Origin of the sequence: Nocardia exalbida NBRC 100660, assembly GCF_000308575.1 — a bacterium.
In the GTDB taxonomy this organism is placed as follows: Bacteria; Actinomycetota; Actinomycetes; order Mycobacteriales; family Mycobacteriaceae; genus Nocardia; species Nocardia exalbida.
Genome location: NZ_BAFZ01000100.1, coordinates 41,549 through 64,466, shown reverse-complemented (window position 1 = coordinate 64,466; position 22,918 = coordinate 41,549). Strand labels below are relative to the sequence as shown.

20 protein-coding genes are annotated in these 22,918 nt (G+C 70.0%); 13 read left to right on the top strand and 7 right to left on the bottom strand.

The window, feature by feature from the left end; translation table 11 throughout:
* Window positions 1–145 precede the first annotated feature (145 nt).
* The 5 genes from ON29_RS24395 to ON29_RS24375 all read left to right on the top strand — a co-directional run bounded on the left by ON29_RS24395 (window position 146) and on the right by ON29_RS24375 (window position 7,107).
* Window positions 146–919, top strand: a complete 774-nt coding sequence (locus tag ON29_RS24395) for a hypothetical protein (RefSeq protein ID WP_040869992.1) — start codon at window positions 146–148, stop codon at window positions 917–919.
* Window positions 909–3,047 (top strand): Rv1355c family protein, encoded by a 2,139-nt coding sequence (locus tag ON29_RS24390; protein ID WP_040869830.1) that lies wholly within the window; start codon window positions 909–911, stop codon window positions 3,045–3,047. Before ON29_RS24395 ends, ON29_RS24390 begins: the two co-directional genes overlap by 11 nt.
* A 67-nt stretch (window positions 3,048–3,114) precedes the next feature.
* Complete coding sequence (locus ON29_RS24385; RefSeq protein ID WP_051175564.1) at window positions 3,115–4,932, top strand: putative bifunctional diguanylate cyclase/phosphodiesterase; 1,818 nt, start codon at window positions 3,115–3,117, stop codon at window positions 4,930–4,932.
* Between the two features lie 93 nt (window positions 4,933–5,025).
* On the top strand, window positions 5,026–6,153 hold the full coding sequence (locus tag ON29_RS24380) for a glycosyltransferase (protein WP_040869990.1): 1,128 nt from the start codon (window positions 5,026–5,028) through the stop codon (window positions 6,151–6,153).
* A 63-nt stretch (window positions 6,154–6,216) separates the two neighbouring features.
* Window positions 6,217–7,107, top strand: coding sequence for an SDR family oxidoreductase (locus tag ON29_RS24375; RefSeq protein ID WP_083864043.1), 891 nt, complete (start codon window positions 6,217–6,219; stop codon window positions 7,105–7,107).
* Here ON29_RS24375 and soxR read toward each other — a convergent pair.
* Window positions 7,076–7,564, bottom strand: a complete 489-nt coding sequence (gene soxR / locus ON29_RS24370; protein ID WP_040869825.1) for a redox-sensitive transcriptional activator SoxR — start codon at window positions 7,562–7,564, stop codon at window positions 7,076–7,078. The two genes, ON29_RS24375 and soxR, sit on opposite strands and share 32 nt — an antisense overlap.
* A 134-nt stretch (window positions 7,565–7,698) precedes the next feature.
* Here soxR and arcA point away from each other — a divergent pair, with 134 nt between their 5' ends.
* Window positions 7,699–8,955 (top strand): arginine deiminase, encoded by a 1,257-nt coding sequence (arcA, locus tag ON29_RS24365; RefSeq protein ID WP_040869824.1) that lies wholly within the window; start codon window positions 7,699–7,701, stop codon window positions 8,953–8,955.
* Window positions 8,956–8,963: 8 nt separating this feature from the next.
* On the top strand, window positions 8,964–9,323 hold the full coding sequence (locus tag ON29_RS24360) for a GntR family transcriptional regulator (protein ID WP_040869989.1): 360 nt from the start codon (window positions 8,964–8,966) through the stop codon (window positions 9,321–9,323).
* A 3-nt stretch (window positions 9,324–9,326) separates the two neighbouring features.
* Here the strand turns inward: ON29_RS24360 and ON29_RS24355 are convergent, their stop codons facing one another.
* Window positions 9,327–10,952 carry a dolichyl-phosphate-mannose--protein mannosyltransferase gene (locus ON29_RS24355; protein ID WP_040869823.1) on the bottom strand — a complete coding sequence of 542 codons (1,626 nt, stop codon included), beginning with the start codon at window positions 10,950–10,952 and terminating at the stop codon, window positions 9,327–9,329.
* Window positions 10,953–11,124: 172 nt separating this feature from the next.
* On the opposite strand from ON29_RS24355, the gene rsmI reads away from it, so the two are divergent.
* Window positions 11,125–11,964, top strand: a complete 840-nt coding sequence (rsmI, locus tag ON29_RS24350) for a 16S rRNA (cytidine(1402)-2'-O)-methyltransferase (RefSeq protein ID WP_281032564.1) — start codon at window positions 11,125–11,127, stop codon at window positions 11,962–11,964.
* 77 nt (window positions 11,965–12,041) lie between these two features.
* Complete coding sequence (locus tag ON29_RS24345; protein ID WP_040869986.1) at window positions 12,042–12,794, top strand: isocitrate lyase/PEP mutase family protein; 753 nt, start codon at window positions 12,042–12,044, stop codon at window positions 12,792–12,794.
* An 81-nt stretch (window positions 12,795–12,875) separates the two neighbouring features.
* Here the strand turns inward: ON29_RS24345 and ON29_RS24340 are convergent, their stop codons facing one another.
* Both ON29_RS24340 and metG read right to left on the bottom strand, forming a co-directional pair.
* Window positions 12,876–13,544 carry a TetR/AcrR family transcriptional regulator gene (locus ON29_RS24340; protein ID WP_040869821.1) on the bottom strand — a complete coding sequence of 223 codons (669 nt, stop codon included), beginning with the start codon at window positions 13,542–13,544 and terminating at the stop codon, window positions 12,876–12,878.
* A gap of 223 nt (window positions 13,545–13,767) precedes the next feature.
* A complete protein-coding gene (gene metG / locus ON29_RS24335; RefSeq protein WP_281032563.1) occupies window positions 13,768–15,354 on the bottom strand; it encodes a methionine--tRNA ligase in 1,587 nt (528 codons plus the stop codon).
* Between the two features lie 71 nt (window positions 15,355–15,425).
* Here metG and ON29_RS24330 point away from each other — a divergent pair, with 71 nt between their 5' ends.
* The 3 genes from ON29_RS24330 to rsmA all read left to right on the top strand — a co-directional run bounded on the left by ON29_RS24330 (window position 15,426) and on the right by rsmA (window position 18,510).
* Window positions 15,426–16,253 (top strand): TatD family hydrolase, encoded by an 828-nt coding sequence (locus ON29_RS24330; protein ID WP_040869818.1) that lies wholly within the window; start codon window positions 15,426–15,428, stop codon window positions 16,251–16,253.
* A 197-nt stretch (window positions 16,254–16,450) separates the two neighbouring features.
* Entirely contained in the window at window positions 16,451–17,578 is a 1,128-nt protein-coding gene (locus ON29_RS37525) for a resuscitation-promoting factor (protein WP_040869817.1), read from the top strand.
* A 50-nt stretch (window positions 17,579–17,628) separates the two neighbouring features.
* The gene (rsmA, locus tag ON29_RS24320; protein WP_040869815.1) at window positions 17,629–18,510 is read left to right on the top strand and encodes a 16S rRNA (adenine(1518)-N(6)/adenine(1519)-N(6))-dimethyltransferase RsmA; all 882 of its coding nucleotides are present in this window, start codon (window positions 17,629–17,631) and stop codon (window positions 18,508–18,510) included.
* Between the two features lie 70 nt (window positions 18,511–18,580).
* On the opposite strand, the gene ON29_RS24315 is transcribed toward rsmA, so the two are convergent.
* Both ON29_RS24315 and ON29_RS24310 read right to left on the bottom strand, forming a co-directional pair.
* On the bottom strand, window positions 18,581–18,787 hold the full coding sequence (locus ON29_RS24315) for a heavy-metal-associated domain-containing protein (RefSeq protein WP_040869813.1): 207 nt from the start codon (window positions 18,785–18,787) through the stop codon (window positions 18,581–18,583).
* 99 nt (window positions 18,788–18,886) lie between these two features.
* Window positions 18,887–20,689 (bottom strand): ABC-F family ATP-binding cassette domain-containing protein, encoded by a 1,803-nt coding sequence (locus ON29_RS24310; protein ID WP_040869811.1) that lies wholly within the window; start codon window positions 20,687–20,689, stop codon window positions 18,887–18,889.
* Window positions 20,690–20,981: 292 nt separating this feature from the next.
* Between ON29_RS24310 and ON29_RS24305 the strand changes: the two genes are divergently transcribed.
* Window positions 20,982–21,830 (top strand): LLM class flavin-dependent oxidoreductase, encoded by an 849-nt coding sequence (locus tag ON29_RS24305; RefSeq protein ID WP_040869809.1) that lies wholly within the window; start codon window positions 20,982–20,984, stop codon window positions 21,828–21,830.
* 100 nt (window positions 21,831–21,930) lie between these two features.
* Here ON29_RS24305 and ON29_RS24300 read toward each other — a convergent pair whose 3' ends face one another.
* Complete coding sequence (locus tag ON29_RS24300) at window positions 21,931–22,866, bottom strand: 4-(cytidine 5'-diphospho)-2-C-methyl-D-erythritol kinase (RefSeq protein WP_040869984.1); 936 nt, start codon at window positions 22,864–22,866, stop codon at window positions 21,931–21,933.
* Between the last annotated feature and the right edge of the window lie 52 nt (window positions 22,867–22,918).

Here is a 22,918-nt window from a genome sequence, read left to right as displayed (position 1 = left end):
TTTTCGGAAGATTAGCCGGACGGCTGGTCAATTCCTCTCCGATGACGGATACTGCCCTGGGCAACTTCGTCTCGGCTCGGGGCCGTGGGGGGCTGCATCGGGCTGGACTATCGCGCAGGGCAGCGCGGCGATGGAGTGGAACAACATGACTGTGGATCTGATTGCAGTCGTGCCGAGGAACTCCCGTGGACGGGGAGTGCAACGGTATTACGACGCGCAATCCGAGTGTGCGTTCTTTGTCTCCGAACCGAGTGGTCAACCGGAACTCTGGCACCGGTATCTGAACGGGGCGCGCGACGTTTACCGGCGATTCGGAGTCGAACAGGCGCTCGAATACGACGCCGTCGCCGACGGTGCGTCGACGTCGCTGTTCTTCGCCGCGCTCGACGCCGACGGGAACATGGTCGCCGGAACGCGGATGCAAGGGCCGTACACCGACGCGCGGCAGGCGCACGCGCTGCTCGAATGGGCCGGTCATCCGGGCGCGGAGGACTTGCGCCGGATGATCGCCGAGCGGATACCGCACGGCGTGGTCGAGGCCAAAGGGGCATGGGTCGCCCGCGACGCGGCCCACCGGGCCGAACTCGGTGCCGCGATCTCGCGCACCGTGCTGCACGGCGCGCGCCTGCTCGGGGCGCGGTACGGCTTCGCGACGGTGGCCTCCTTCACCGTGTCCCGGCACGAGGCGTGCGGTGCGGTCGCGGCCGAGCGCATCCCGGCGGTGCCGTATCCGGACGAGCGCTACCGAACCGTTCCGCTGTGGTGGGACACGCGAAGCTATGGCGCGTTCGCCGAGGAATCCCAGCGGGCCGCGACGCGAGCCGAGCAGGACGCGCTCGGCTTGCCCACCGCGCGTCCGCTCGACATGCGGTGCGGGGCCGGCCGGGCGACGGAGGGCCGGCGCGGCCATGGGCGATGACCCGAACCGAGTGGCGGAATACCGGCCGCTGATCCTCGACCCGGCCGATCCGGCGGACGCGCGGACCCTCGCGGGCCTGCGCGACGACCCGCACGTCGAGTTCCGCGACCTGCGTATGTCGTTGCGCGCCGAGCGCCGCAAGATGGTCGCCGCGCCGGATATCCCGGAGGGGCCCGAAGCGGATCGCTGGATCTACTATCCGTGGCGCGCCGCGGTGGTCGGATTGCCGGGGCCGGGTACTTTCCGGTCGATTCGGCTGGATCGCAATCGAAACAAATTGACCAGAGCCGAACAGGAGCGTCTGGCCGAAGGCGCCATCGGGATAATCGGACAAAGCGCGGGAAACGCGATCGCGCAACTGCTCGCCCTCGAGGGCGTTTGCGGCGGGCTGCGCTTGGCCGATCTGGACGAAATCGAATTGTCGAATCTCAACCGGGTGGCGGGAACGCTGTTCGACGTCGGCGTCAACAAAGCGGTGGTGACCGCCCGCCGCATCGCCGAGTTGGACCCCTATCTACCGGTGGAGATCTTCGCTACCGGTGTAGACGAGAATTCGGCGGATGAATTCTTGGACGGCCTCGCGATCGTGGTCGAGGAATGCGATTCCCTCGATATGAAACTGGTGATTCGCGAGGCGGCGGCTCGGCAGCGCATTCCGGTGCTGATGGAAACCAGCGACCGCGGTTTGCTGGACGTCGAGCGTTTCGATCTCGAACCGGGGCGCCCGGCGTTTCACGGATTGCTCGGCGAGATTCGCGCGCAGGATCTGCGCGGGCTGACCTCGCGCGAGAAGGCGCCGTTCGTGGTGAAGCTGCTCGGCGCCGCCGGCCTGTCGCCGAGGCTGGGTGCGAGCCTGGTCGAAGTCGGCGAGACGGTGACCAGCTGGCCGCAGCTGGCCGGTGACGTCACCCTCGGCGCCGCGAGCGTGGTCGCCGCGGTACGGCGCATCGGACTGGGAATGAAGCTGGCTTCCGGTCGCGTCCGGGTCGATGTGGAGCGGCATCTCGACGAGCTGGCCGACCCTCCGCCGAACGACGAGCCGGCGTGGGCCGAAGCGCCGCCCGAGCCCGTCGGCGGACCCGTCGAAAGCGTCCTGGCCTGCGCCCAACGGGCGCCGTCCGGGGGAAACATGCAGCCGTGGTCGCTGCGCGCCGAGGCAGGGGCGATCTCCATCGAACTGGCGCCACAGCACAGCACGGCGATGGACATCGGCTATCGCGGCAGCGCCGTCGCGCTCGGCGCGGCCGTGTACAACGCGCGGGTCGCCGCCGCCGCGCACGGGATTCTCGGGCCGCACGAGTTCGTCGAGGGCCCGCCGGGGTCCGGTCGTCTCCTCGCCCGCCTGCGCCTGGGAGACGACCGCAGTGCCGAGCTGGCCGCCGACTATCCCGCTGTGCTGCGCCGCGAGACCAACCGAAGGATCGGCACCGGGGCCGCGCCTGCCGACGGCGTACTCGACACGCTCACAGCGGTCGCCGAATCGGCCGGGGCGCACGTGCGCGCGGTCGTTGATCGGCAGGACATCGAAGAAGCTGCACGTTTGCTGGGCGATTCCGATCGAATCCGCTATCTCACGCCGCGCTTATACGAGGAAATGCTCGCCGAGGTCCGCTGGGCCTCCGACGACGACCCGGAGACCGGAATCGACGCGCGCAGCCTGGAGCTGACCGACGACGAGTGGGCGGCATTCGAGATCACCACACGTGCCGACGTCATGGCGCAGGTGCGGTCCTGGGCGGGCGGTTCGGCGCTGGGCAAATACACCGGTGACCGGGTGCGCTCCAGCTCCGCCATTCTGGCGGTGACATTCGACGGGATCGACCCGCGATTGACCGACTACGCCGCGGCCGGAGCGGCGGTCGCGCGGGTTTGGGTGCAGGCCGAGCGCCTCGGATTGGGTGTGCAACCGATTTCCCCCGTATACCTCTACGCCCGACGCCATGGCGAACTTGCTGCGATTTCCCCCGACTTCGCGGATACACTAGCGTCACTTCAGGGCCGTTTCCTGGACCTGCTGGAAGTGCCTGAGCATGAGACCATGGCGTTGGTGCTTCGCCTGAGCTACGCCTCCGCCGCCACCGTACGCAGCAGGCGGCGTCCGGTGCTCGGCGTGGACACCAGTAGTTAGCGCGATCGGAGACAATGTGCCACGGCGGACACTCGACTCGTTGGTGACCCAGGTCGCCTCTGAGCTCATGGGTGTGGACGCCACGACCATGGTCGCCGCCACCGAACGCGTGCTCGCCCAACTGGTCGAGTACTTCGACGTGGATTTCAGCTACGTGCGGCACACCGACCGCGAACGCCGGGCAACCGTGCTCGTCGCGGAGTGGCCGCACCGGCAGAACGTCCCCGATCCCGACCCGCTCGGCGTGATCTACTTCGACGGGGCCGATCCCGTGTTCCGTGCGCTGGAGAACGCGACCGAGCCGATGGTCGCGCGCCCGACCCCGGAGTTCGCCGATTACCAGGAGACCGTCCGCCGCGGGTCCGGCATCGTGGGGGTGACCTCGGCCGCCGTGCCGCTGCTGTCGCGGGGCGAGCCGACCGGCGTGCTCGGCTTCGTCAAGTCCGGCGATCGCGAGTGGAGCACTCGCGAACTCAACGTGCTGAAAGCCATCGCGGCGCTGTTCGCGCAGCTACAGGCGCGGGTGGTCGCGGAGGAACGTCTCCGATATATCGCGCTGCACGACGACCTGACCGGCCTGGCGAATCGGCGTGCGCTGCTCGAGCACATGGAGGAGCGATTACGCTCCGGCAGTCCCGGCCCGGTGGCCGCCTTCTTCCTCGACCTGGACCGCTTGAAAGCCCTCAACGATTTCCTCGGTCACACGGCCGGGGACAACTTCATCCGCACGTTGTCGACGCGGTTGCGCGAGAACCTGGACCCGAACGACATGATCGCCCGGCTGGGTGGCGACGAATTCGTCATCGTGCCCGCCAAGCCCATGGACGCGGTGGCCGCCGAATACGAGGCCAACCGCATCCAGCAGTTGATCGCCCGGCGCGTCACCGTCGGCGGCGAGTCGGTCAGCCGGGGCGCGAGCGTCGGCGTAGCGCTCGGCTTCCCCGGTGAGACCACCGTCGCCGACGTGCTGCGCCGCGCCGATCACGCCTTGTTGTCGGCGAAATCGGGCGGCGGCAACGGCGTCGCGGTGTTCACCGACACCATGCGCGCGCAATTCGAACTCCAGGACGACGTGGAGCTCAACCTGCGCGGCGCGGTGTCGGACGGCTCGCTGCTGCTGCACTATCAGCCCGAGGTGGATCTGCGCACGGGCCGCATCGTGGCATTGGAGGCGCTGGTCCGCTGGCTGCATCCGACCAGGGGGCTGCTGCCGCCCGCCGCGTTCGTCACCGTCGCGGAGGCCACCAACCTGGCCGGGGAGCTGGGGCGCTGGGTGATCCGTTCGGCGTGCGCGCAGTTCGCCGAATGGCGCAGGCGGGGCTTGGCGGGCAACGTGGTGATGCGGATCAACGTGTCGCCGGTGCAACTGGTCAGCCTCGACTTCGTCGAACGCATCGAGGACATCCTCCGCCTGTTCGGCATCGATGGCAGCTCGGTGTGCCTGGAGATCACCGAGCACGTCGTGGTGCAGGACCTGGCCCGGACCCAGGTCACGCTGCGCGGACTGAAGCGGATGGGTGTGCAGATCGCCATCGACGACTTCGGCACCGGATACAGCTCGCTGTCGCATCTGAAGGCGCTGCCGGTGGACGCGGTGAAGATCGATCGGGGGTTCGTGCAGCGGCTCGGCGCCAGCACCGACGATCTGGCCATCGTGAAATCCATCATCGGCCTGGCCGGCTCGTTCGGGCTCGGCGTCGTCGGCGAGGGCGTCGAGACGGCGGTCGCCGCGCGCACCCTGGTCGGCCTCGGCTGCTACCGCGCGCAGGGCTTCCTGATCGCCAAGCCGATGCCCGCCGAGCAGGTCGAAACGCACCTCACCGCGGGCCGCATCCCGCTCGATCTGGATCTGCCCCGGGCCGGGCGCGGGTTGCCCGCGCACTGAGATCACGGCCGCAGCCGCCGGTTATCCGGGTCTTCCACGGCCGTTCACGCACCGTTGGGCACGGGTGCCCCGATGCGCTGCACGATCGGCCGCGTGCGCATAGTTCAGCTTGCGAACTTCTACGGCCCGCGTTCGGGTGGGCTGCGCACCGCGCTGCACCACCTGGGAGAGGGATACGTCGCCGCCGGACACGACGTGGTACTGATCGTGCCGGGTCCGCGCCGGTCGGAGGAGATCCTGCCCACCGGGGTCGCGCGGATCACGCTGCCCGCGTTGGCCATTCCGTGGACCGGTGGCTACCGTGCGGCTGATCCACGCCGGGTGGCCGATGTCCTGGACGGATTGCGGCCCGACGTGCTCGAGGTGTCCGACCGGCTGACACTGCGCGGCTTCGGCCGCTGGGCGCGACGGCGCGACGTGACCGGCGTGATGATCTCGCACGAGCGGCTCGACCGGCTGCTCGGTCAGGTGCTGCCCGGTCCGCTGGCGCGGCGCTGCGCCGACGGGGCCAACCGGCAGACCGCCACCGACTACGACATGGTCGTGTGCACCACCGAGTTCGCCCGCGAGGAGTTCCTGCGCATCGGCGCGGCGAACGTGGAGCTGGTCCCGCTCGGGGTGGACCTCGAGCTGTTCAGCCCGCACCGGCGCGATCGCAGGCTGCGCGCCGACCTCGGCGTGCCGGGTCGTCCGCTGCTGGTGCACTGCGGCCGGTTGTCGGTCGAGAAACGGGTGGATCGCAGCATCGAGGCGATCGGCGCGCTGCGGGAGGTGGGTGTCGAGGCGCGGTTGGTCGTCGCCGGGGACGGTCCGCGCCGGGACGCGCTGCAACGGCGGGCCCGCGCGCTGGCCCCGCTGCCGGGCGGGGTGCCCGCCGTGCACTTCACCGGCTTCATCTCCGAGCGCGCGATGGTCGCCAAGCTGCTCGCCACCGCGGACGTCTCGCTGGCGCCGGGCCCGCACGAGACCTTCGGCCTCGCGGCGCTGGAAGCGCTCGCCGCGGGCACACCCGTGGTGGCCAGCCGATCCTCCGCCTTGGCCGACATCGTGACCGCCGACTGCGGCGCGGTGGCCGCCGACCATCCCTCCGCGTTCGCGGCGGCGGTCAGCGACGTGCTGGCCATGCCGCAGGCCGGTCGCCGCCGGGCCGCCCGCAGCCGCGCCGAGCAGTTCACTTGGCCGCGAGCCGTCGCGGGCATGCTCGCGGTCCTGGGGCGATAGCGGCGTCCCGGTCGGCGACGGCCCACTGGACTACCCTGCGGAGAACCGATTCGGCGATTCGAGATGGGATGCGCGGTGCTGGGTAGAGGTCGTGGGCGAGCGGGGCGAACGACGGTGCGCGATGCGAAGGTTCTGGTCACGGGCGCGGCGAGCGGTATCGGCCGGGCCACCGCGCTGGCCACCGCCGCGGACGGCGCCGAGCTGGTGCTCACCGACATCAATGCCGAGGGCCTGGACGCCACGGTGACCGACATCCGCGCCGCGGGCGGTCGCGTCGCCCTGGCCGAAGCGCTGGACATCACCGACTACGACGCGGTGCGCGTCTTCGCCGACCGGGTGCACGCCGAACTCTGCAGTCTGGACGTCGTCATGAACATCGCGGGCACCTCGGTGTGGGGGACCGTGGAGAACCTGGAGCACAAGCACTGGCGGCGCATGGTGGAGGTCAACCTGATGGGCCCGATCCACGTCATCGAGACCTTCGTGCCGCCCATGGTGCGCGCGGGCAAGGGCGGTGCGCTGGTCAACGTGTCCTCGGCGGCGGGGCTGCTCGCGCTGCCATGGCACGCGGCCTACAGCGCGGGCAAATACGGCATTCGCGGCGTGTCGGAGGTGCTGCGTTTCGATCTGGCGCAACACGGCATCACGGTGCACTTGGTGGCGCCGGGCGCGGTGAACACGCCGCTGGTGCAAAGCGTCGAGCTGGCCGGGGTGAACAAAGAGGACCCGAAGATCAAGCGGCTCACCGCCGCTTTCGCCGAGCACGCGGTGCCGCCGGAACGGGTGGCCGCGGCGATCCTGCGCGGGATCGAACGCAACCGGTTCCTGGTCTACAGCTCGTTCGACATCCGCTTCGGATATTGGTGGGCACGCAAGTTCGCGTTCCCCTACGAGTTCGTGATGCGACGCACCAGTGCGCGTTTCAGCAGGCTGCTGGCTTCGACGGGCAGTTGAGCTGGACGTCGAGCACGCGGGCGCCCGGACCCTCGGCGCCGAGCCGGTCGTGCTCGTTGACCAGGCGGCAGCTGCCAAGCGACAGGCAGCCGCAGCCGATGCAGCCGGTGAGGCTGTCGCGCAGGCGGATCAGCTGAGTGATCCGGTCGTCGAGATCGGCACGCCAGACGGTGGAAAGGGCCTCCCAGTCGCGCCGGGTGGGGGTGCGGCCCTCGGGCAGCTGATCGAGGGCGGCCCGGATCTCGCTCAGCGGTATGCCGACGCGCTGGGAGATGCGGATGAACGCCACGCGACGCAAGGTCTCGCGGGCATATCTGCGCTGATTGCCGCTGGTACGTCTACTCGTGATGAGCCCCTCGCGTTCGTAGAAGTGCAACGCGGAGACCGCGACTCCACTACGCTCGGAAAGCTGCCCGGGGGTCAGCTCCTTCGCCCGCCAATCGGCTGCTGTCGACATGCACGCTCCTCCCAATCACCTCAACAATACTTGAGGTACGGAGGTGCCGGGACCGGATTCGGTGATCGCGGGCGATCGGCATCCGAAGCCGGGAATTCCGTGCTCTCCGGGCCTCGGCGCACTACGGTCTGATCATGGGAGCAGATGCTGTATCCGCGCGGGAGGGTGCGCGCCTGGCCGTGACGTCCGAAGTCGGCACGCTGCGTACGGTGCTGCTGCACCGGCCGGGCAACGAGCTGCGCAGGCTTACTCCGCGCAACAACGATCAGCTGCTGTTCGACGGCATCCCCTGGGTGGAGCGCGCGCAGCAGGAACACGACGCTTTCGCCGAGGTCCTGCGCGGCCGCGGCACCGAGGTGCTGCTGCTGTCGGACCTGCTCGCCGAAACCATCGAGGTCAGCGGCGCCGCCCGCATCCAGGGCATCGCCGCCGCGGTCGACGCGCGCAGGCTCGGGCACACGCTGGCCGACGAGCTGGCCGCCTTCCTGCGCGGGGTGCCCGCCACGGAACTGGCCGAGATCCTGGTGGCGGGAATGACCTTCGACGAATTGCCCTTCGGGCCCGATGCCACCTCGCTGGTACGCCGCATGCACCACGGCGGCGACTTCGTCATCGATCCGCTGCCCAATCTGCTGTTCACCAGGGACTCCTCGTTCTGGGTCGGTCCGCGTGTCGCGATCACCTCGCTCGCGCTGCCCGCCCGCGGCAGGGAAACCTCGCTGACCGACCTCATCTACGCCTTCCATCCCCGGTTTCTCGGGGTGCGCCGCGCCTATGAATCGCACACCGCTCCGATCGAAGGGGGCGACGTGCTGCTGCTCTCGGAAGGAGTGGTCGCGGTGGGCGTCGGGGAGCGCACCTCGCCCGCGGGTGCGGAGGCGTTGGCGCGCAGCTTGTTCGACGACGACCTCGCCCACACCGTGCTCGTGGTGCCGATCGTGCAGACCCGCGCGACCATGCACCTGGACACGGTGTGCACCATGGTGGACGCGGACGCCGTCGTGATGTATCCGGCGGTGCGGGAGTCGCTGTGCGCCTTCACGATTCGCAAGGAGGACGATTACGGCGGACGGTCCGGCAGCGGCCGGGTCGGGATCAGCGGCCCGGACCCGTTCCTGCCCGCGGCCGCCGAAGCCATGGGCATCGGCAAGCTGCGGGTGATCGACACGGGGCTGGACGGCGTCACCGCCGAACGCGAGCAGTGGGACGACGGCAACAACACCCTCGCCCTCGCTCCCGGCGTGGTGGTCGCCTACGAGCGCAACGAGATGACCAACGCCAGGCTGGAGGACGCGGGCATCGAGGTGCTGCGCATCCCCGGCTCCGAGTTGGGCTCCGGCCGCGGCGGACCCCGCTGCCTGTCCTGCCCGCTGTCCCGAGACGACTTGTGAGCGCGGGCATGTTCACCGTCACGGTCTCCCACGAATCCGCTGTGCCGCCCTACGAGCAGCTACGCCTCGCCGTCGTCGCCCAGGTGCGTTCCGGCGAGCTGACGGCCGGAACCAAGATCCCGACCGTCCGCGCCCTGGCCGCCCAACTCGGCCTCGCCCCCAACACGGTGGCGCGCGCCTACCGTGAGCTGGAGGCCGACGGCGTGGTCGAAACCCGGGGCAGGCAAGGCTCGTTCATCGCGTCGTCCGGCGACCCCACCCGCGACGTCGCGGGCCGCGCGGCCACCGCCTACGTCGCGACGGTGCGCAGATTGGGATTGGACGACGCCACGGCCCTGCACTACGTGCAGGCGGCCTTGGAGGGGTAACCCTCACTTCCAGCTGGGCAGCCAGAGATGGTCGTGCCAGTTGCCCGGGGTGATCGGGAGGGCGGTGAGAATGGGCCAGAGCCAGATGAAGTTGGCGATCACCAGGCCCAGGTAGAGACAGACCGCGAGCAGTCCGAGGCTGCGCCGTTCGTTCGGCGGGGCGGGTAGGTAGGTCCCGGCGGGGCTGCGCGGAATGGTGCTCGGGTGCGCCGGGCCCAACACGTCGCCGAGTGCCAGCGCCACGCCCATCACCAGGAATGGGGCCATCGGGACGGCGTAGAAGTAGTACATCTGCCGGTCGAGTGTGGCGAACCAGGGCAGCAGCGCGGCGCCGTAGCCGACCAGCACGGCGCCGTAGCGCCAGTCGCGACGGGTTACGGCGCGCCACAGCATCCAGGCCAGTACCGGGCCCGCGACCCACCAGATGGCGGGCGTCCCGATCAGCATCACGGCCTTCACGCATTGGGTCTGGCCGCAACCGCTGACGCCGCTGTCGGCGTAGTAGTACAGCATCGGGCGCAGACCCATGGGCCAGGTCCATGGTTTGGATTCCCACGGGTGATGGTTGCCCGCCGAGTTGGTCAGCTCCGTGTGGAATTCCAGGGACCTGGCGTTGAAGTACCAGAGCGAACGAAGCGCGCCCGGCACCACGTGCGACCAGAAGCCGCCGGTGCCGATCGCGTCGCTCGGCGCGGACGGATTGCCCGGCATGTACCGGTACACGCCCGTCTCGCTCGCGAACCAGGCCCAGTAGCTGGCCAGATAGACGCCCAGGGGCACGAGCACCAGCGCGTAGAGCGCGGGCCCGATATCGCGCAGCGCGACGCCGAGCCACGGACGGCGCACCCCGTAGTCGCGCCGCGCCGCGAGATCGTAGTAGACGCTCAGCAGGCCGAAGGCGGCGATGAAATAGACGCCGGACCATTTGGTTCCGCAGGCCAGGCCGAGCAGCACGCCCGCGCCGAAGCGCCACCAGCGCACCCCGAGGCGCGGCCCCCAGTCCGTCATGCCGATCCGGCCGTCGGCGTCCGCGCGGGCGAACCGGGCGCGGACCTCGTCGCGGTCGACGATCAGGCAACCGAAGGCTGCGGTGACGAACAACCCCATGAAGATATCGAGCATGCCGATGCGCGAGGACACGAAGGTGAGCCCGTCGGCGATCAGCAAAATGCCCGCGATCGCGCCGATCAGGGTGGAGCGCGCCATCCGGCGCACGATCCGGATCACCAGCAGCACCAGCACGGTTCCGGCCAGCGCGGCGGTGAAGCGCCAGCCCCAGCCGTTGTAGCCGAATATCGCCTCGCCGATCGCGATGAACTGCTTGCCGACCGGAGGGTGCACCACCAGCCCGTAGCCGGGGTTGTCCTCCACCCAGCCGCCGGTGAGCATCTGCCAGGCCTGCGGGGCGTAGTGCTTCTCGTCGAACACCGGGGTGCCGGCGTCGGTCGGGTAGTTGAGCATCGTGAAGCGGGTCACCGCCGCGATCGCGGTGAGGAACGCCGTCACCAGCCAGCCGCGCAGGCGGTCGTCGGGCCCGAAGTCGGGTGGCGGCCGCAGCGGGCCCGGGCTCGACCAGGAGGGCACGTTTCCGAACCGTGCGGTCGCGCGCTGGTCGGTCACCTGGGTCACGCCCCGATCGTATGCTGTGCCGCCTCTGGGAGTATTCAGGCCGTACGCGTTGGGTGGTTTCGCCGAGACCGGAATACGCTACGAACCGATTTCGTCAGCACACGGGTAACTCGCGAATCCTTCGACACCCGACTCGGACGGCCTGACTACTCGGAGAGGCGGAACAGCGACAGTGACGACGGGCAGGCTGGTGCTCGCGGCGACACCGATGGGCGACATCGGGGACGCCTCGCAGCGCCTGCGCGAGGGACTGGCGACCGCCGACGTGGTGGCCGCCGAGGACACCCGGCGCACCAGGTCGCTGGCCAAGGCGCTGGGTGTCGAGATCTCCGGCCGGGTGGTGAGTTTCTACGACCACGTCGAGACCGCGCGGATCCCGATGCTGCTCGACGAGATCGCCGACGGCCGCACGGTGCTGCTGGTCACCGACGCGGGCATGCCGTCGGTGAGCGATCCCGGCTACCGCATGGTGGCGGCGTGCGTCGAGCGCGACCTGCCGGTGACCTGCCTGCCCGGCCCCTCGGCGGTGACCACGGCGCTCGCGCTGTCGGCCTTGCCGGTGGAACGGTTCTGCTTCGACGGATTCCCGCCGCGTAAATCCGGCCAGCGCCGGGAATGGTTGCGCACGCTGGCCGCCGAATCACGTGCCTGCGTCTTCTTCGAGGCGCCGCACCGGCTCGCCGACTGCCTGGCCGACGCGGTCGAGATCCTCGGTCCGGACCGCCGCGCCGCCGTCTGCCGGGAGCTGACCAAGACCTACGAGGAAGTGGTGCGCGGCACCCTGGCCGAACTCGCCCGGTGGGCCGTCGAGGGCGCGCGCGGCGAGATCACGGTGGTGCTGGCCGGCGCCCAGCCTTCCGCCGCCGACCCCGCGGACCTGGTCGACGCCGTCGAATCGCTGACCGCCGCGGGCGCGCGCCTCAAGGATGCCTGCGCGGAGGTCGCCGCCGTTCACGCCGTATCCCGTCGCGAGCTCTACGACGCGGTTCTCGCCGCGCGCCGCACCTCGTAGGCCGGCCGCATCCCTGTGCGGTTTCGCTCCGCCGCGGGTGGTCGACCCGAGGTGGTGCGCCGGGCATGATCATCGGTATGACTTCTCTGGAGAGCAAGGCCACGACGTTCCTCGGATTGCACGTGCCGGGGGACCCCGGAGTCTTCCCGACGGTGTGGGATGCCTGGTCCGCGAAAGTCGCCGTGGCGGCGGGCTTTCCGGCCTTGACGGTCGGCAGTCACCCGCTGGCCGACTCGATCGGCCGCGAGGACGGGGAGAAGATGACGTTCGACGAGTCGATGACCCGGGTACGGCAGATCACGGCGGCGGTGGACGTTCCGGTGTCGGTCGACATCGAGTCGGGATACGGGCAGGAGCCCGCCCGGCTGGTCGACGGGCTGCTGGAAGCGGGTGCGATCGGGCTCAACATCGAGGACACGGTGCACAGCGAGGGCAAGCGGCTGCGCGCGGCGAAGGAGCACGCCGACCTCGTGCACGGCCTGCGCGAGGCCGCCGACGCGGCGGGTGTGCACCTGGTGATCAACGCGCGCACGGATCTGTTCCTGCGTCAGGACGGCGAGGCTTCCGATCGCCTCGACCGCGCCATCGAGCGCCTGAAGCTGGCCGCCGAGGCGGGCGCGGACGTGCTGTTCCCGGTGGGCCGCCACGCCGAGGCCGACATGCGCCGTCTGACCGGTGAACTGCCGCTGCCGATCAGCGCCACCGTCGCGCCGGACCAGGCCGACAAGGCCGCCCTCGCCGATCAGGGCGTCGCACGGATCACCTTCGGCCCGTTCCTGCAAGCCGTGCTGACCAAGGAGATCGAGACCTTGCTCGGCCGCTGGAAGTGAGACCCGCGGCCGGTACCCCACCGGACGACGGGTGGGGTACCGGCCGCGCACTGTGAAAGGCGCGCACGGTAGTGGCGGTATTCAGGACGGAACCGCCAGCCCGAGGGCGGTCATGACGAACTCGACGAACAGCGGCGCCAGATCCGGCACCCGCGCGGGCCCGTCGGAGACGATCACCCGCCGTGTCCGTTCGCCGATCGCGTCCGGGATCAAGGCGATCAGCCCGTCGGAGAGTTCCGGCAGCGCCGGGTCCGCCGCGCGCGCCTGGTCGTAGAACACCCGATACAGCTGGGCGAACCGGTCGACTGCCAGGTCGCGGTAGCCGACGGCGTCCTGGTTCACCTTGAACGACTCCACCAGCACCAGCCGGGCGAAATCCGGCTCGGTGGCGACGGTCCGGCAGAAGGTGACCACGATGGATTCGATCTTCGCGTAGGCGTCGGCGTCCGGCGGCAACTGGGCGAGTTCGTCCGCGATCCGGGTCGCCATGATGTCGACCCCGGTGTGCACCGCCTCGGCGAAGCACTCCTCTTTGTTGGCGAAATGGTCGTAGAAGGTGGTGCGCGAAACCCTGGCTCTGGCAACGATGTCGGTGAGCGTGGTGGCCGGGTAGCCCTTGCTGTCCACGGATTCCACCATCGCCTCGACCAGCCTGCCGCGTTGCGACGTGAGCACGGCTTCGCGTGCCGCCCGATGCCGCTCGGCGAAACCGGACCGGTGAATGGATGCCGTCGCGTGCTGCTGGCCCATATGTGCCCTCTCTGTGCCGGAACCGATCCCGAACGGAACGTCGTCGTACCGATCGCACACGGTCCGGGGTGTCGCCAGGCCGCGAACCGGTGTTTCATTATCCGACAACGCATTCCACGGTGGGAAGGCAGGTGGATCCACCCGTGGGCATGCTGCCGCGCAACAGGGCGAAAGTGTTGTGTGCCTTATCGTTCCGGCCCGCCGCGACGCCGGGCCGCGGCGATCAGTCCTTCGGTTCGACGTACTTGGGGAACACCGGTTCCGGCGCGGGCAGCGTCAGTCCGGGCTCGATCGCGGTCGCGATATCGGCGAACGTCCGGCTGTGTTGCCCCAGCTGGTCGAGGATGCGGCTCGCAGACCCCGGCAGTACCGGCTGCACCAGGATCGCGACGATGCGCAGCACTTCCAGCGTCACGTACAACACGGTGGCCTCGCGGGCGAGATCCTCCGGCGTACCGGACTTCGCCAGCGCCCACGGCGCCTGCGCGGAGAAGTACCGGTTGGTCTCGCCCAGGGTCAGCCAGATCGCCTCCAGCGCGAGATGCATCTGCTGCGCGTCGAACTCGGCCCGGCAGCGCTCCAGCAATCCGCCCGCCAGATCCAGCAGGGCGCGGTCGTCATCGGTGAACTCACCGGGGGTCGGCACCACGCCGCCGCAGTCCCGCGCGACCAGCTTGGTGCTGCGCTGCACCAGATTGCCGAACTCGTTGGCCAGGTCGGTGTTGATCCGGCCCACGATGGCCTCGTGGCTGTAACTGCCGTCCTGGCCGTAGGAGATCTCGCGCAGCAGGAAGAAGCGCACCGCGTCCAAGCCGTAGTTCTCGACCAGTTCCAGCGGGTCGACCACGTTGCCGACCGACTTGGACATCTTCTCGCCCTTGTTGTACAGGAACCCGTGCACGAACACGCGTTTGGGCAGCTCGATACCAGCCGACATCAGGAACGCGGGCCAGTACACCGTGTGGAATCGCGTGATGTCCTTGCCGATGATGTGCACATCGGCGGGCCAGAACTTGCCGAAGGCGGCGGAGGAGGTGTCGGGGAATCCGACGCCGGTGATGTAGTTCGTCAGCGCGTCCACCCACACGTACATGACGTGGTCGGGGTGGCCGGGCACCGGCACACCCCAGTCGAAGGTGGTGCGCGAGATGGACAGGTCCTTCAGGCCCGCCTTGACGTAGCTGACGATCTCGTTGCGCCGGGTGGCGGGCGCGATGAATTCCGGGTGCTCCTCGTAGAGCGCCAGCAGCTTGTCCTGGTAGGCCGACAGCCGGAAGAAGTAGTTCGACTCCTCGGTCCAGGTGACCGGCGTCTTGGACTCGGTCGAGATGCGGGTGCCGTCCTCCAGCACCGTGGTCTCCTCGTCGGTGTAGAACGCCTCGTCGCGCACCGAGTACCAGCCCGAGTAGTTGCCCAGGTAGATGTCGCCGTTGGCCAGCATCCGTTCCCAGATGGCCGCGCTGGCCACCTGGTGATCGTCGTCGGTGGTGCGGATGAACCGGTCGAAGGAGATGTCGAGCGTCTTGTCCAGCGCCTCGAACACGTCGGAGTTGCGCGCCGCGAGCTCTTCCACCGGGATGCCCTCGGCGGCCGCTGCCTGCTGCATCTTCTGGCCGTGCTCGTCGGTGCCGGTCATGAAGAACACGTCGTAACCGTCGAGGCGCTTGAAGCGGGCGATGGCGTCGGCCGAGATGTACTCGTACGCGTGCCCGATGTGCGGTGCGCCGTTCGGGTAGGCGATGGCCGTGGTGATGTAGAAGGCGGGGCGGTCAGCTTCGCTCATGGTGTGTCTACTGTAATGCGCGTGCATTCTTTCGCTCGCGTGAATATGCCCTGCGCCGACGCGCGGGTCCCCGCGTCCGCTCCGCGCGGTGGCCGCCGATGAGCGCAGCACGTCCCGCGCCGGAGCTGCCCGAGCCGCTGGCGCCGATCGTGGACGCGCACACCCACCTGGACGCCTGCGGAGCCACCGACGCGGCGTCCACCGCCGCGATCGTCGACCGCGCCGCCTCGGTCGGCGTCGGCCGAGTGGTCACCGTCGCCGACGACCTGGCGGCCGCGCAGTGGGCGGTGCGGGCCGCGCACTGGGACGATCGCGTGTACGCCGCCGTCGCGCTGCATCCGACCAGGGCGAACGCACTCGACGACGACGCCAAGGCCGAGCTGGAGCGCCTGGCCGACGACCAGCGGGTGGTCGCTGTCGGCGAGACCGGCCTCGATTACTACTGGCCGGGCAAGCTGGACGGCTGCGCCGACATCGAGACGCAGATCGACGGTTTCCGCTGGCACATCGACCTGGCCAAGCGGGTCCGCAAGCCGCTCATGATCCACAACCGCGAGGCCGATCACGACCTGCTGACCGTGCTGCTGGACGAGGGCCCGCCGGATCGGGTGATCTTCCACTGCTTCTCCTCGGACACGAACATGGCGCTGTCCTGCGTGGCCGAGGGCTACATCCTCAGCTTCTCCGGGACGGTGAGCTTCAAGAACGCGCACGAATTGCGGGAAGCGGCGAAGGTGGTGCCCGACGACCAGATCCTGGTGGAGACGGACGCGCCGTATCTGACCCCGCATCCGTTCCGCGGAGCGCCGAACGAGCCGTATTGCCTGCCGTACACCGTGCGGGCGCTGGCCGAGGTGCGCGGCCAGGATCCGCTGGAACTGGCGAAGATCACCACGGACAACGCGCGGCGCGTCTACCGGCTCTGAGCGCCGCGCCCGCATACCCGCGGGGGCTCACGGATGCCCGGAATGCATCGGTGTATGCGAAATGTGTCCTATGTCACTTTCGGTGTTCCGTTTCGTGATTTACCTGCGGGGTCGATATTTGATCGTGATATTGAAAAGGCGCTGTTCCTGAGCTTGCTGTTGTCCGCCCCCGCCCCCCTCGTTATCGTGCTGTGACCATGTCCCCCTTCACGCGGATCAACCAGTCGCGTTCGCCGCTGCTGCACATCGCGGTCGGCGCGCTGCTGCTGACGCTGATCATCGGCGCCGGCCTCGCGATCGTGAATCGCAAGACGGTGACCGTCGTCGTGGACGGTGAGAAGCTCTTCCAGACCACCATGTCGCGCGACGTGCGCGGTGTGCTGAAGGCCGCGGGCTTCGCCGTGACCGATCGGGACAAGGTGGCGCCCGCCCTGGCCGCGCACATCGGCGACGGCGCGACCATCACGCTCAACCGCGCCCGCGAGGTGGATCTGTCCGTCGACGGGATGACCCAGCGGGTCTGGACCACCGGCGTGACCGCGGGGGAGGCGCTCGAGCAGCTGAAGATCTCGAAAGAGGTGTACGTCTCGCCCGCCCGCGACGAGCGGCTCCCGTTGCAGGGCGCCACGCTCATGATCGCGACCCCGCGCGTGGTCTCGCTGGTCGACGGCATCGGTAACCCGGTGGACGTGCGCGCCGCTGCCCCCACCGTGGGCAAATTCCTCGAGGTGGCGGGCATCCCGCTGATCGAGCAGGATTCCGTCGAACCGGCCGCGTCCACTCCGGTGACGAACGGCTTGCGCGTCACCGTGACGCGCAAGCGGGTGGAACAGCACACCGAGACGTTGCCGCTGGACCCGCCGGAGAACGTCATCGAAGACCCGACCATGAACATGAGCCGCACGGTGGTGGAGTCACCCGGCGCTCCCGGCGTCCAGGACGTCACGTTCGCGGTCACCATGGTCAACGGCCAGGAAGTGGACCGTCAGGCGGTCGGTTCCACGGTGACCGTGGCGGCGCAGCCGAAGACCGTCCGCAAGGGCGCCAAGCCGGGCACCGAGGTGCCGCCGGTGCGCGACGGTGCGATCTGGGACGCGCTGGCCCGCTGCGAGTCGACCGGAAACTGGTCGATCAACACCGGCAACGGCTACTACGGCGGTGTGCAGTTCGACCAGGGCACCTGGGAGCGGCAGGGCGGCCTGCGGTACGCCCCCCGCGCCGACATGGCCACCAGGGAAGAGCAGATCGCTATCGCCGAGATCACCCGCCAGCGGCAGGGCTGGGGCGCGTGGCCCGCGTGCACCGGCCGGCTCGGTATCAGCTGACGCTCCACCGGACGCCGGGGGCGTCGCGACGCGGTTGATAGATTCTCGAGGTGTCCGAACCTGAAATCTCCGCTCGTGGAAGCGCGGCGCTGCTCGGGCCCGCCGAAGTGCGGGTGCTCGCCGAGCGGCTGGGGGTGCGGCCGACCAAGCAACTCGGGCAGAACTTCGTGCACGACGCGAACACGGTGCGGCGGATCGTCGCGGCCGCCGGGGTAGGGCGCGGGGACGTGGTGCTCGAGGTCGGGCCCGGTCTCGGTTCGCTGACCCTCGCGCTGCTGGACGTGGTGGACTCGGTGGTCGCGGTGGAAATCGATCCCGTGCTGGCGCGCCACCTTCCGATGACGGTCGCGGACCGGGCGCCGGAGCTGGCGGCGCGGTTGTCGGTGGTCGAGGCGGACGCGCTGCGCGTCAGCGCCGCGGATCTGCCCGCGGCGCCGACCGCGCTGGTGGCCAATCTCCCGTACAACGTGGCGGTGCCCGTGCTGCTGCATCTGCTCGCCGAATTGCCCGGCATCGCGGTCGCTTTGGTGATGGTGCAGGCGGAGGTGGCCGATCGGCTCGCCGCCGATCCCGGCAGTCGCACCTACGGTGTGCCCAGTGTGAAAGCGGGCTTCTTCGGGACGGTCCGGCGTGCGGGAGCGGTGGGCACCCAGGTGTTCTGGCCGGTTCCGCGAGTCGAGTCGGGGCTGGTCCGGATCGACCGCTACGCCCAGCCCCCGTGGCCGATGGACGCCGAGCATCGCCGCCGCGTCTTCGCGGTCGTCGACGCCGCGTTCGCGCAGCGCCGCAAGACCCTCCGTGCCGCGCTCGCCGGCTGGGCGGGCTCGCCCGCCGAAGCCGAACGCCGCCTGCTCGCCGCGGGCATCGCCCCCACCGCTCGCGGCGAAACCCTGGACACCGCCGCCTTCGTCCGCCTTGCGGCCCAGGCGTAGCACTGCGCACAAGGCAGTGGCTCCCCGTACCGGCATCGGCCGGAGCGAGGAGCCACGCGAACGGTCCGGATCAGACGGCGACTTCGTAGCCCGCTTCGTCCACCGCGGCGACGATGTCGGCGTCGGCGATCTGCGCGGTGCTGTCGACGCGGACGGCGCCGCTGGCGAGATCCACCTCCACGCCGGTCACGCCGTCGATCTTGCCGATCTCGGTCTTGACGGAGCTGACGCAGTGCCCGCAGGTCATCCCCGTGACGGTGTAGGTGGTGGTGGGCATGTCCGACTCCTTCGCATCCAGATTCTCATACGGCCGGGGGGTACCCCGACCTTCGAAAGGTACCCCCTATGGGTATGAATCCGCAAGGGTGCCGCGAACTCACACGCCGTCGGCCAGTTCCAGCCAGCGCTCCTCGGCCGTCTCCTTCTCCGCGAGCACCTGCTTGAGTTCCGCGCCCAAGGTGACCAGCTTGTCCGGCTCGGTGGCCGCGTCGGCGAGCGCCGAGTGCAAGCGCTGCTCGCGCTCGGAGAGCTTGTCGATGGCGCGTTCCAGCCGGGTGAGTTCCTTGCGGGCCGCGCGGTAGGTGGCGGAGTCGGTGGCCGGTGCGTCGGCGGGCTTGGCCTCCGGCGCGGCGGCGCGGCTCCGGCTCGCCGTGAGGGCCGCGCGCCTGGTGAGGTACTCCTCGATGCCGCCGGGCAGGTTCGTGAGCTTGCCGTCGCCGAACAGCGCCCAGGTCGAGTCGCAGATCCGCTCGATGAGATACCGGTCGTGGCTGATCACGACCAGCGTGCCCGCCCAGTTGTCGAGCAGGTCCTCCAGCTGTTGCAGGGTGTCGATGTCCAGGTCGTTGGTGGGCTCGTCGAGCAGCAGCACGTTCGGCTCGGACATCAGGATGCGGGTCAGTTGCAGGCGCCGCCGCTCGCCGCCGGACAGGTCGCCGACCGGGGTGCGCTGGCGGGCGGGGGTGAAGCCGAGCCGCTCGGCCAGCTGACCGGCGGACACCTCCTTGTCGCCCAGCATGATTCGCTGTGCGACCTGCTGCACCGCCTCCAGCACCCGCAGGCCGGTCGGCAGGTCGTCGAGTTCCTGGCGCAGCCAGCCGATCTGGACGGTCTGGCCCTGGACGCGCTTGCCCCCGGCCCAGATCGCGCCGGTGTCTCCGGCCAGAGCGCGCAGCAACGTCGTCTTGCCCGAGCCGTTGACGCCGACCAGGCCGACGCGCTCGCCCGGCGCCAGCCGCCAGGTCAGGTCCCGCACCAGCTCCCTGCCGTCCGGGGTGGTGAGCGTGGCGTCTTCCAACTCGACGACGACGCGGCCGAGGCGTTTGCGCGCGAAGGCCGCCAGCGAGACGCTGTCGCGCGGCGGCGGCACGTCGGCGATCAGGGCCTCGGCGGCCTCGACCCGATAGCGCGGCTTGGAGGTGCGCGCCTGCGGGCCGCGCCGCAGCCAGGCCAATTCCTTGCGGGCCAGATTGCGCCGCCGGGCCTCGGAGGCGTCCGCCTGACGGGCGCGCTCGGCGCGGGCGAAGATCCAATCGCCGTAGCCGCCCTCGTAGCTCTCGACCTTGCCGCCGACCACTTCCCAGGTGTTGGTGGCGACGGTGTCGAGGAACCAGCGGTCGTGGGTCACCACGACGAGCGCGCTGCGTCGGCCGAGTAGATGCGCGGCCAGCCACTGCACGCCCTCCACGTCCAAGTGGTTGGTCGGCTCGTCGAGCACCAGCAGGTCGAGTTCGCGCACCAGCGCGGCGGCGAGCGCGACCCGGCGGCGCTCGCCGCCGGAGAGATTGTCCACCGAGGTGTCCAAGCCGAGATCGGCGATGCCGATGCCTTCCATCACCGAGCGGATGCGCGGGTCGGCGGCCCACTCGTGTTCGGCGACCTCGTCGGTCATGGCGTCGTCGGCCAGCCCGGCCAGTACCACCGAACCGACCGTCGCCCCCGGGGGCAGCACGCCGCGCTGGGTCACCACCGCGATACGCAGGCCGCCGAGCCGGCTGACCCGGCCGCTGTCCGGTTCCTCGATACCGGTGAGCACCTCGAGCAGGGTGGTCTTGCCGCCGCCGTTGAGGCCGACGACTCCGATCCGTTCGCCCGCGTGCACGCCGAGCGAGACGTTGTCCAGCAGCGGCTTGATCCCGAAGCTCTTGTGGACCTGTTCGAGATTGATCAGGTTGGACATGGATCCTTCCGTGTCTTGCGGGGGCGGTCCGATGAGACCTGTTTGTCGCGGTCGTGGGCCCCGGGCCAGCGTACCGACCCGGGCGGGGCGTCCGTTCGCCCGGCGAGCAGCGGGAGAGCTTGCGGGACGAACAATGTTCGTTTAGATTGAGCGGCGAACGAACACTGTTCGTTCCATGTAACCGATCCGGCGTTCCCCAGAAGTACAGCCGCAGAGTGGGACGCCCACCTCGCCTCGAGGTGTCGGCGGGCGGCACCCGTCCCATTCCGCATCGCTTCCCCGGAGGAATTCCATGCACGTCGGCCTCGGCCTGCCCATTTCCGATCCCGCCGCCCTGCTCGACTGGGCCCGGCGCGCCGACGCGGGCCCGTTCCGCACCCTCGGCCTGCTCGACCGGCTGGTCTACGACAACCCCGAACCGCTGATCGCGCTGGCCACGATCGCCGGCGCGACCAGCCGCGTCAAGGTGCAGACCGAAGTGCTGCTCGCGCCGCTGCGCGATCCGGTGCTGCTCGCCAAGCAGGCCGCCACGCTCGACCGGATGACCGGCGGACGGCTGGTGCTCGGCCTCGGCGTCGGCGGTCGCGCCGACGACCACCTCGCCTCGGGCACCGACCTGCGCACCCGCGGCCGCCGCCTCGACGAGCAACTCGCGCTCCTGCGCCGCCTGTGGGCGGGGGAGGCCTACAGCGACGAGTGCGGGCCGATCGGCCCCGCGCCGCTGCGCCCGGAAGGGCCCGAGATTCTGTTCGGCGGTTTCCAGCCCGCCGCGCTCGGGCGCGTCGGGCGGTGGGGCGGCGGATTCCTCGCCGCCGCGCCGCCCTCCTGGGCGGGCAACCTCTTCGACACCGTGCGCCGTTCCTGGACCGATCACGGCCGCTCGGGTGAGCCGAGGATCGTCGCCCAGGTCAACGTGGCCCTCGGCCCGGATCACGTCATCGAGGACGCCCGCGCGTCGATGGGCGCCTACTACGCGTTCAGCGATTACGCCGAGGGCTTCCTCGCCGGAATGCTCACCACGCCCGCGCAGATCCGCGCCACCATCGCCGAATTCGGCGATCTGGGCGCGGACGAGGTGATGTTCTACTGCTACGGGCGCGATGCCGATCAGGTCGATCGGCTCGCCGACGCGCTGCCCTGAGCAACGCGCCTTCGTGCCGCGGCGGAGGACTGGACGCTTCAGGGCTGTCCTCGCGTCGCTGCCGGTCGGGCGCCTTCGTCCGTCGGCGAGGCGCTGCCGGTCAGTGCTTCCCCGACGGGTCGGCGCTGAGAACGCGCGCACCGGGCACGGGCCCGCCGGCCGTCCGCACGCTGCGGCAGACGCCCGCGCCCGCGAGTTCGGCGGCCACCGAGATCGCCGATTCCTCGCTCTCGCACAGGAACGCGCACGTGGGCCCGGAGCCGGAAACCAGCCCGGCCAGCGCGCCCGCCGTGACGCCCGCCCGCAGCGTGCGGCGCAGTTCCGGCTTCAGCGACACCGCCGCCGCCTGGAGGTCGTTGCCGAGCAAGGGTGCGAGCTGGTGCGCGTCGCCGGAGGCCAGCGCTTGCATCAACTGCTGCGGTTCGCCGACCCGAGGCGGATCGCCGTGCTCGCGCAACCGGTCGAGTTCGGCGAAGACCGCGGGCGTGGACAGACCGCCTTTGGCGAAGGCGAGCACCCAGTGAAAGGTACTGCGCGACAGCACCGGCAGCAGGCGCTCCCCGCGGCCGGTGCCGAGCGCGGTGCCGCCGTGCAGGGCGAACGGCACATCGCTGCCGAGTTCGGCCGCCACCGCGCTCAGTTCCTCCCTGGACAATCCCAGGTCCCACAGTTCGTTCAGCCCGACCAGCGCGGCGGCGGCGTCGGCGCTCCCGCCCGCCATGCCCCCGGCTACCGGAATGCCTTTGGCGATGGCGATTTCCACCAGGGGAGCGCGGCCGCCGAGGTGCGCGAGCCGGACGGCCGCCTTCCAGACCAGGTTCGTCCGGTCGGTCGGCACGTCCGCGGCGCCCTCGCCGGTGACCCGGACGGCCAGCGAACCCGAGGGGGAGATCTCCAGATCGTCGCTCAGGGACAGCGCTTGGAACACCGTGGTCAGGTCGTGGTAGCCGTCGGCACGCAGGTCGCCCACTCCGAGATGGAGGTTCACCTTCGACGGCGCCCGCACGGTGACGGGACTCGGCACAACTGACAGCACGGTGCTCAAGCCTAATGGGAGCGGCCGGCCGATGCTGTTCCGTAGCGGGCGT

What these genes read in the sequence shown, in the direction of transcription:
- ON29_RS24360 (WP_040869989.1), top strand. Translation starts at nt 8,964, where the DNA reads ATGTTCACCGTCACGGTCTCCCACGAATCCGCTGTGCCGCCCTACGAG.
- ON29_RS24390 (WP_040869830.1), top strand. Translation starts at nt 909, where the DNA reads ATGGGCGATGACCCGAACCGAGTGGCGGAATACCGGCCGCTGATCCTC.
- ON29_RS24315 (WP_040869813.1), bottom strand. Translation starts at nt 18,787, where the DNA reads ATGCCCACCACCACCTACACCGTCACGGGGATGACCTGCGGGCACTGC.
- ON29_RS24330 (WP_040869818.1), top strand. Translation starts at nt 15,426, where the DNA reads ATGAGCGCAGCACGTCCCGCGCCGGAGCTGCCCGAGCCGCTGGCGCCG.
- ON29_RS24395 (WP_040869992.1), top strand. Translation starts at nt 146, where the DNA reads ATGACTGTGGATCTGATTGCAGTCGTGCCGAGGAACTCCCGTGGACGG.
- ON29_RS24305 (WP_040869809.1), top strand. Translation starts at nt 20,982, where the DNA reads ATGCACGTCGGCCTCGGCCTGCCCATTTCCGATCCCGCCGCCCTGCTC.
- ON29_RS24345 (WP_040869986.1), top strand. Translation starts at nt 12,042, where the DNA reads ATGACTTCTCTGGAGAGCAAGGCCACGACGTTCCTCGGATTGCACGTG.
- ON29_RS24310 (WP_040869811.1), bottom strand. Translation starts at nt 20,689, where the DNA reads ATGTCCAACCTGATCAATCTCGAACAGGTCCACAAGAGCTTCGGGATC.
- ON29_RS24385 (WP_051175564.1), top strand. Translation starts at nt 3,115, where the DNA reads ATGGGTGTGGACGCCACGACCATGGTCGCCGCCACCGAACGCGTGCTC.
- ON29_RS24340 (WP_040869821.1), bottom strand. Translation starts at nt 13,544, where the DNA reads ATGGGCCAGCAGCACGCGACGGCATCCATTCACCGGTCCGGTTTCGCC.
- soxR (WP_040869825.1), bottom strand. Translation starts at nt 7,564, where the DNA reads ATGTCGACAGCAGCCGATTGGCGGGCGAAGGAGCTGACCCCCGGGCAG.
- ON29_RS24375 (WP_083864043.1), top strand. Translation starts at nt 6,217, where the DNA reads ATGGGATGCGCGGTGCTGGGTAGAGGTCGTGGGCGAGCGGGGCGAACG.
- metG (WP_281032563.1), bottom strand. Translation starts at nt 15,354, where the DNA reads ATGCACGCGCATTACAGTAGACACACCATGAGCGAAGCTGACCGCCCC.
- arcA (WP_040869824.1), top strand. Translation starts at nt 7,699, where the DNA reads ATGGGAGCAGATGCTGTATCCGCGCGGGAGGGTGCGCGCCTGGCCGTG.
- ON29_RS37525 (WP_040869817.1), top strand. Translation starts at nt 16,451, where the DNA reads ATGTCCCCCTTCACGCGGATCAACCAGTCGCGTTCGCCGCTGCTGCAC.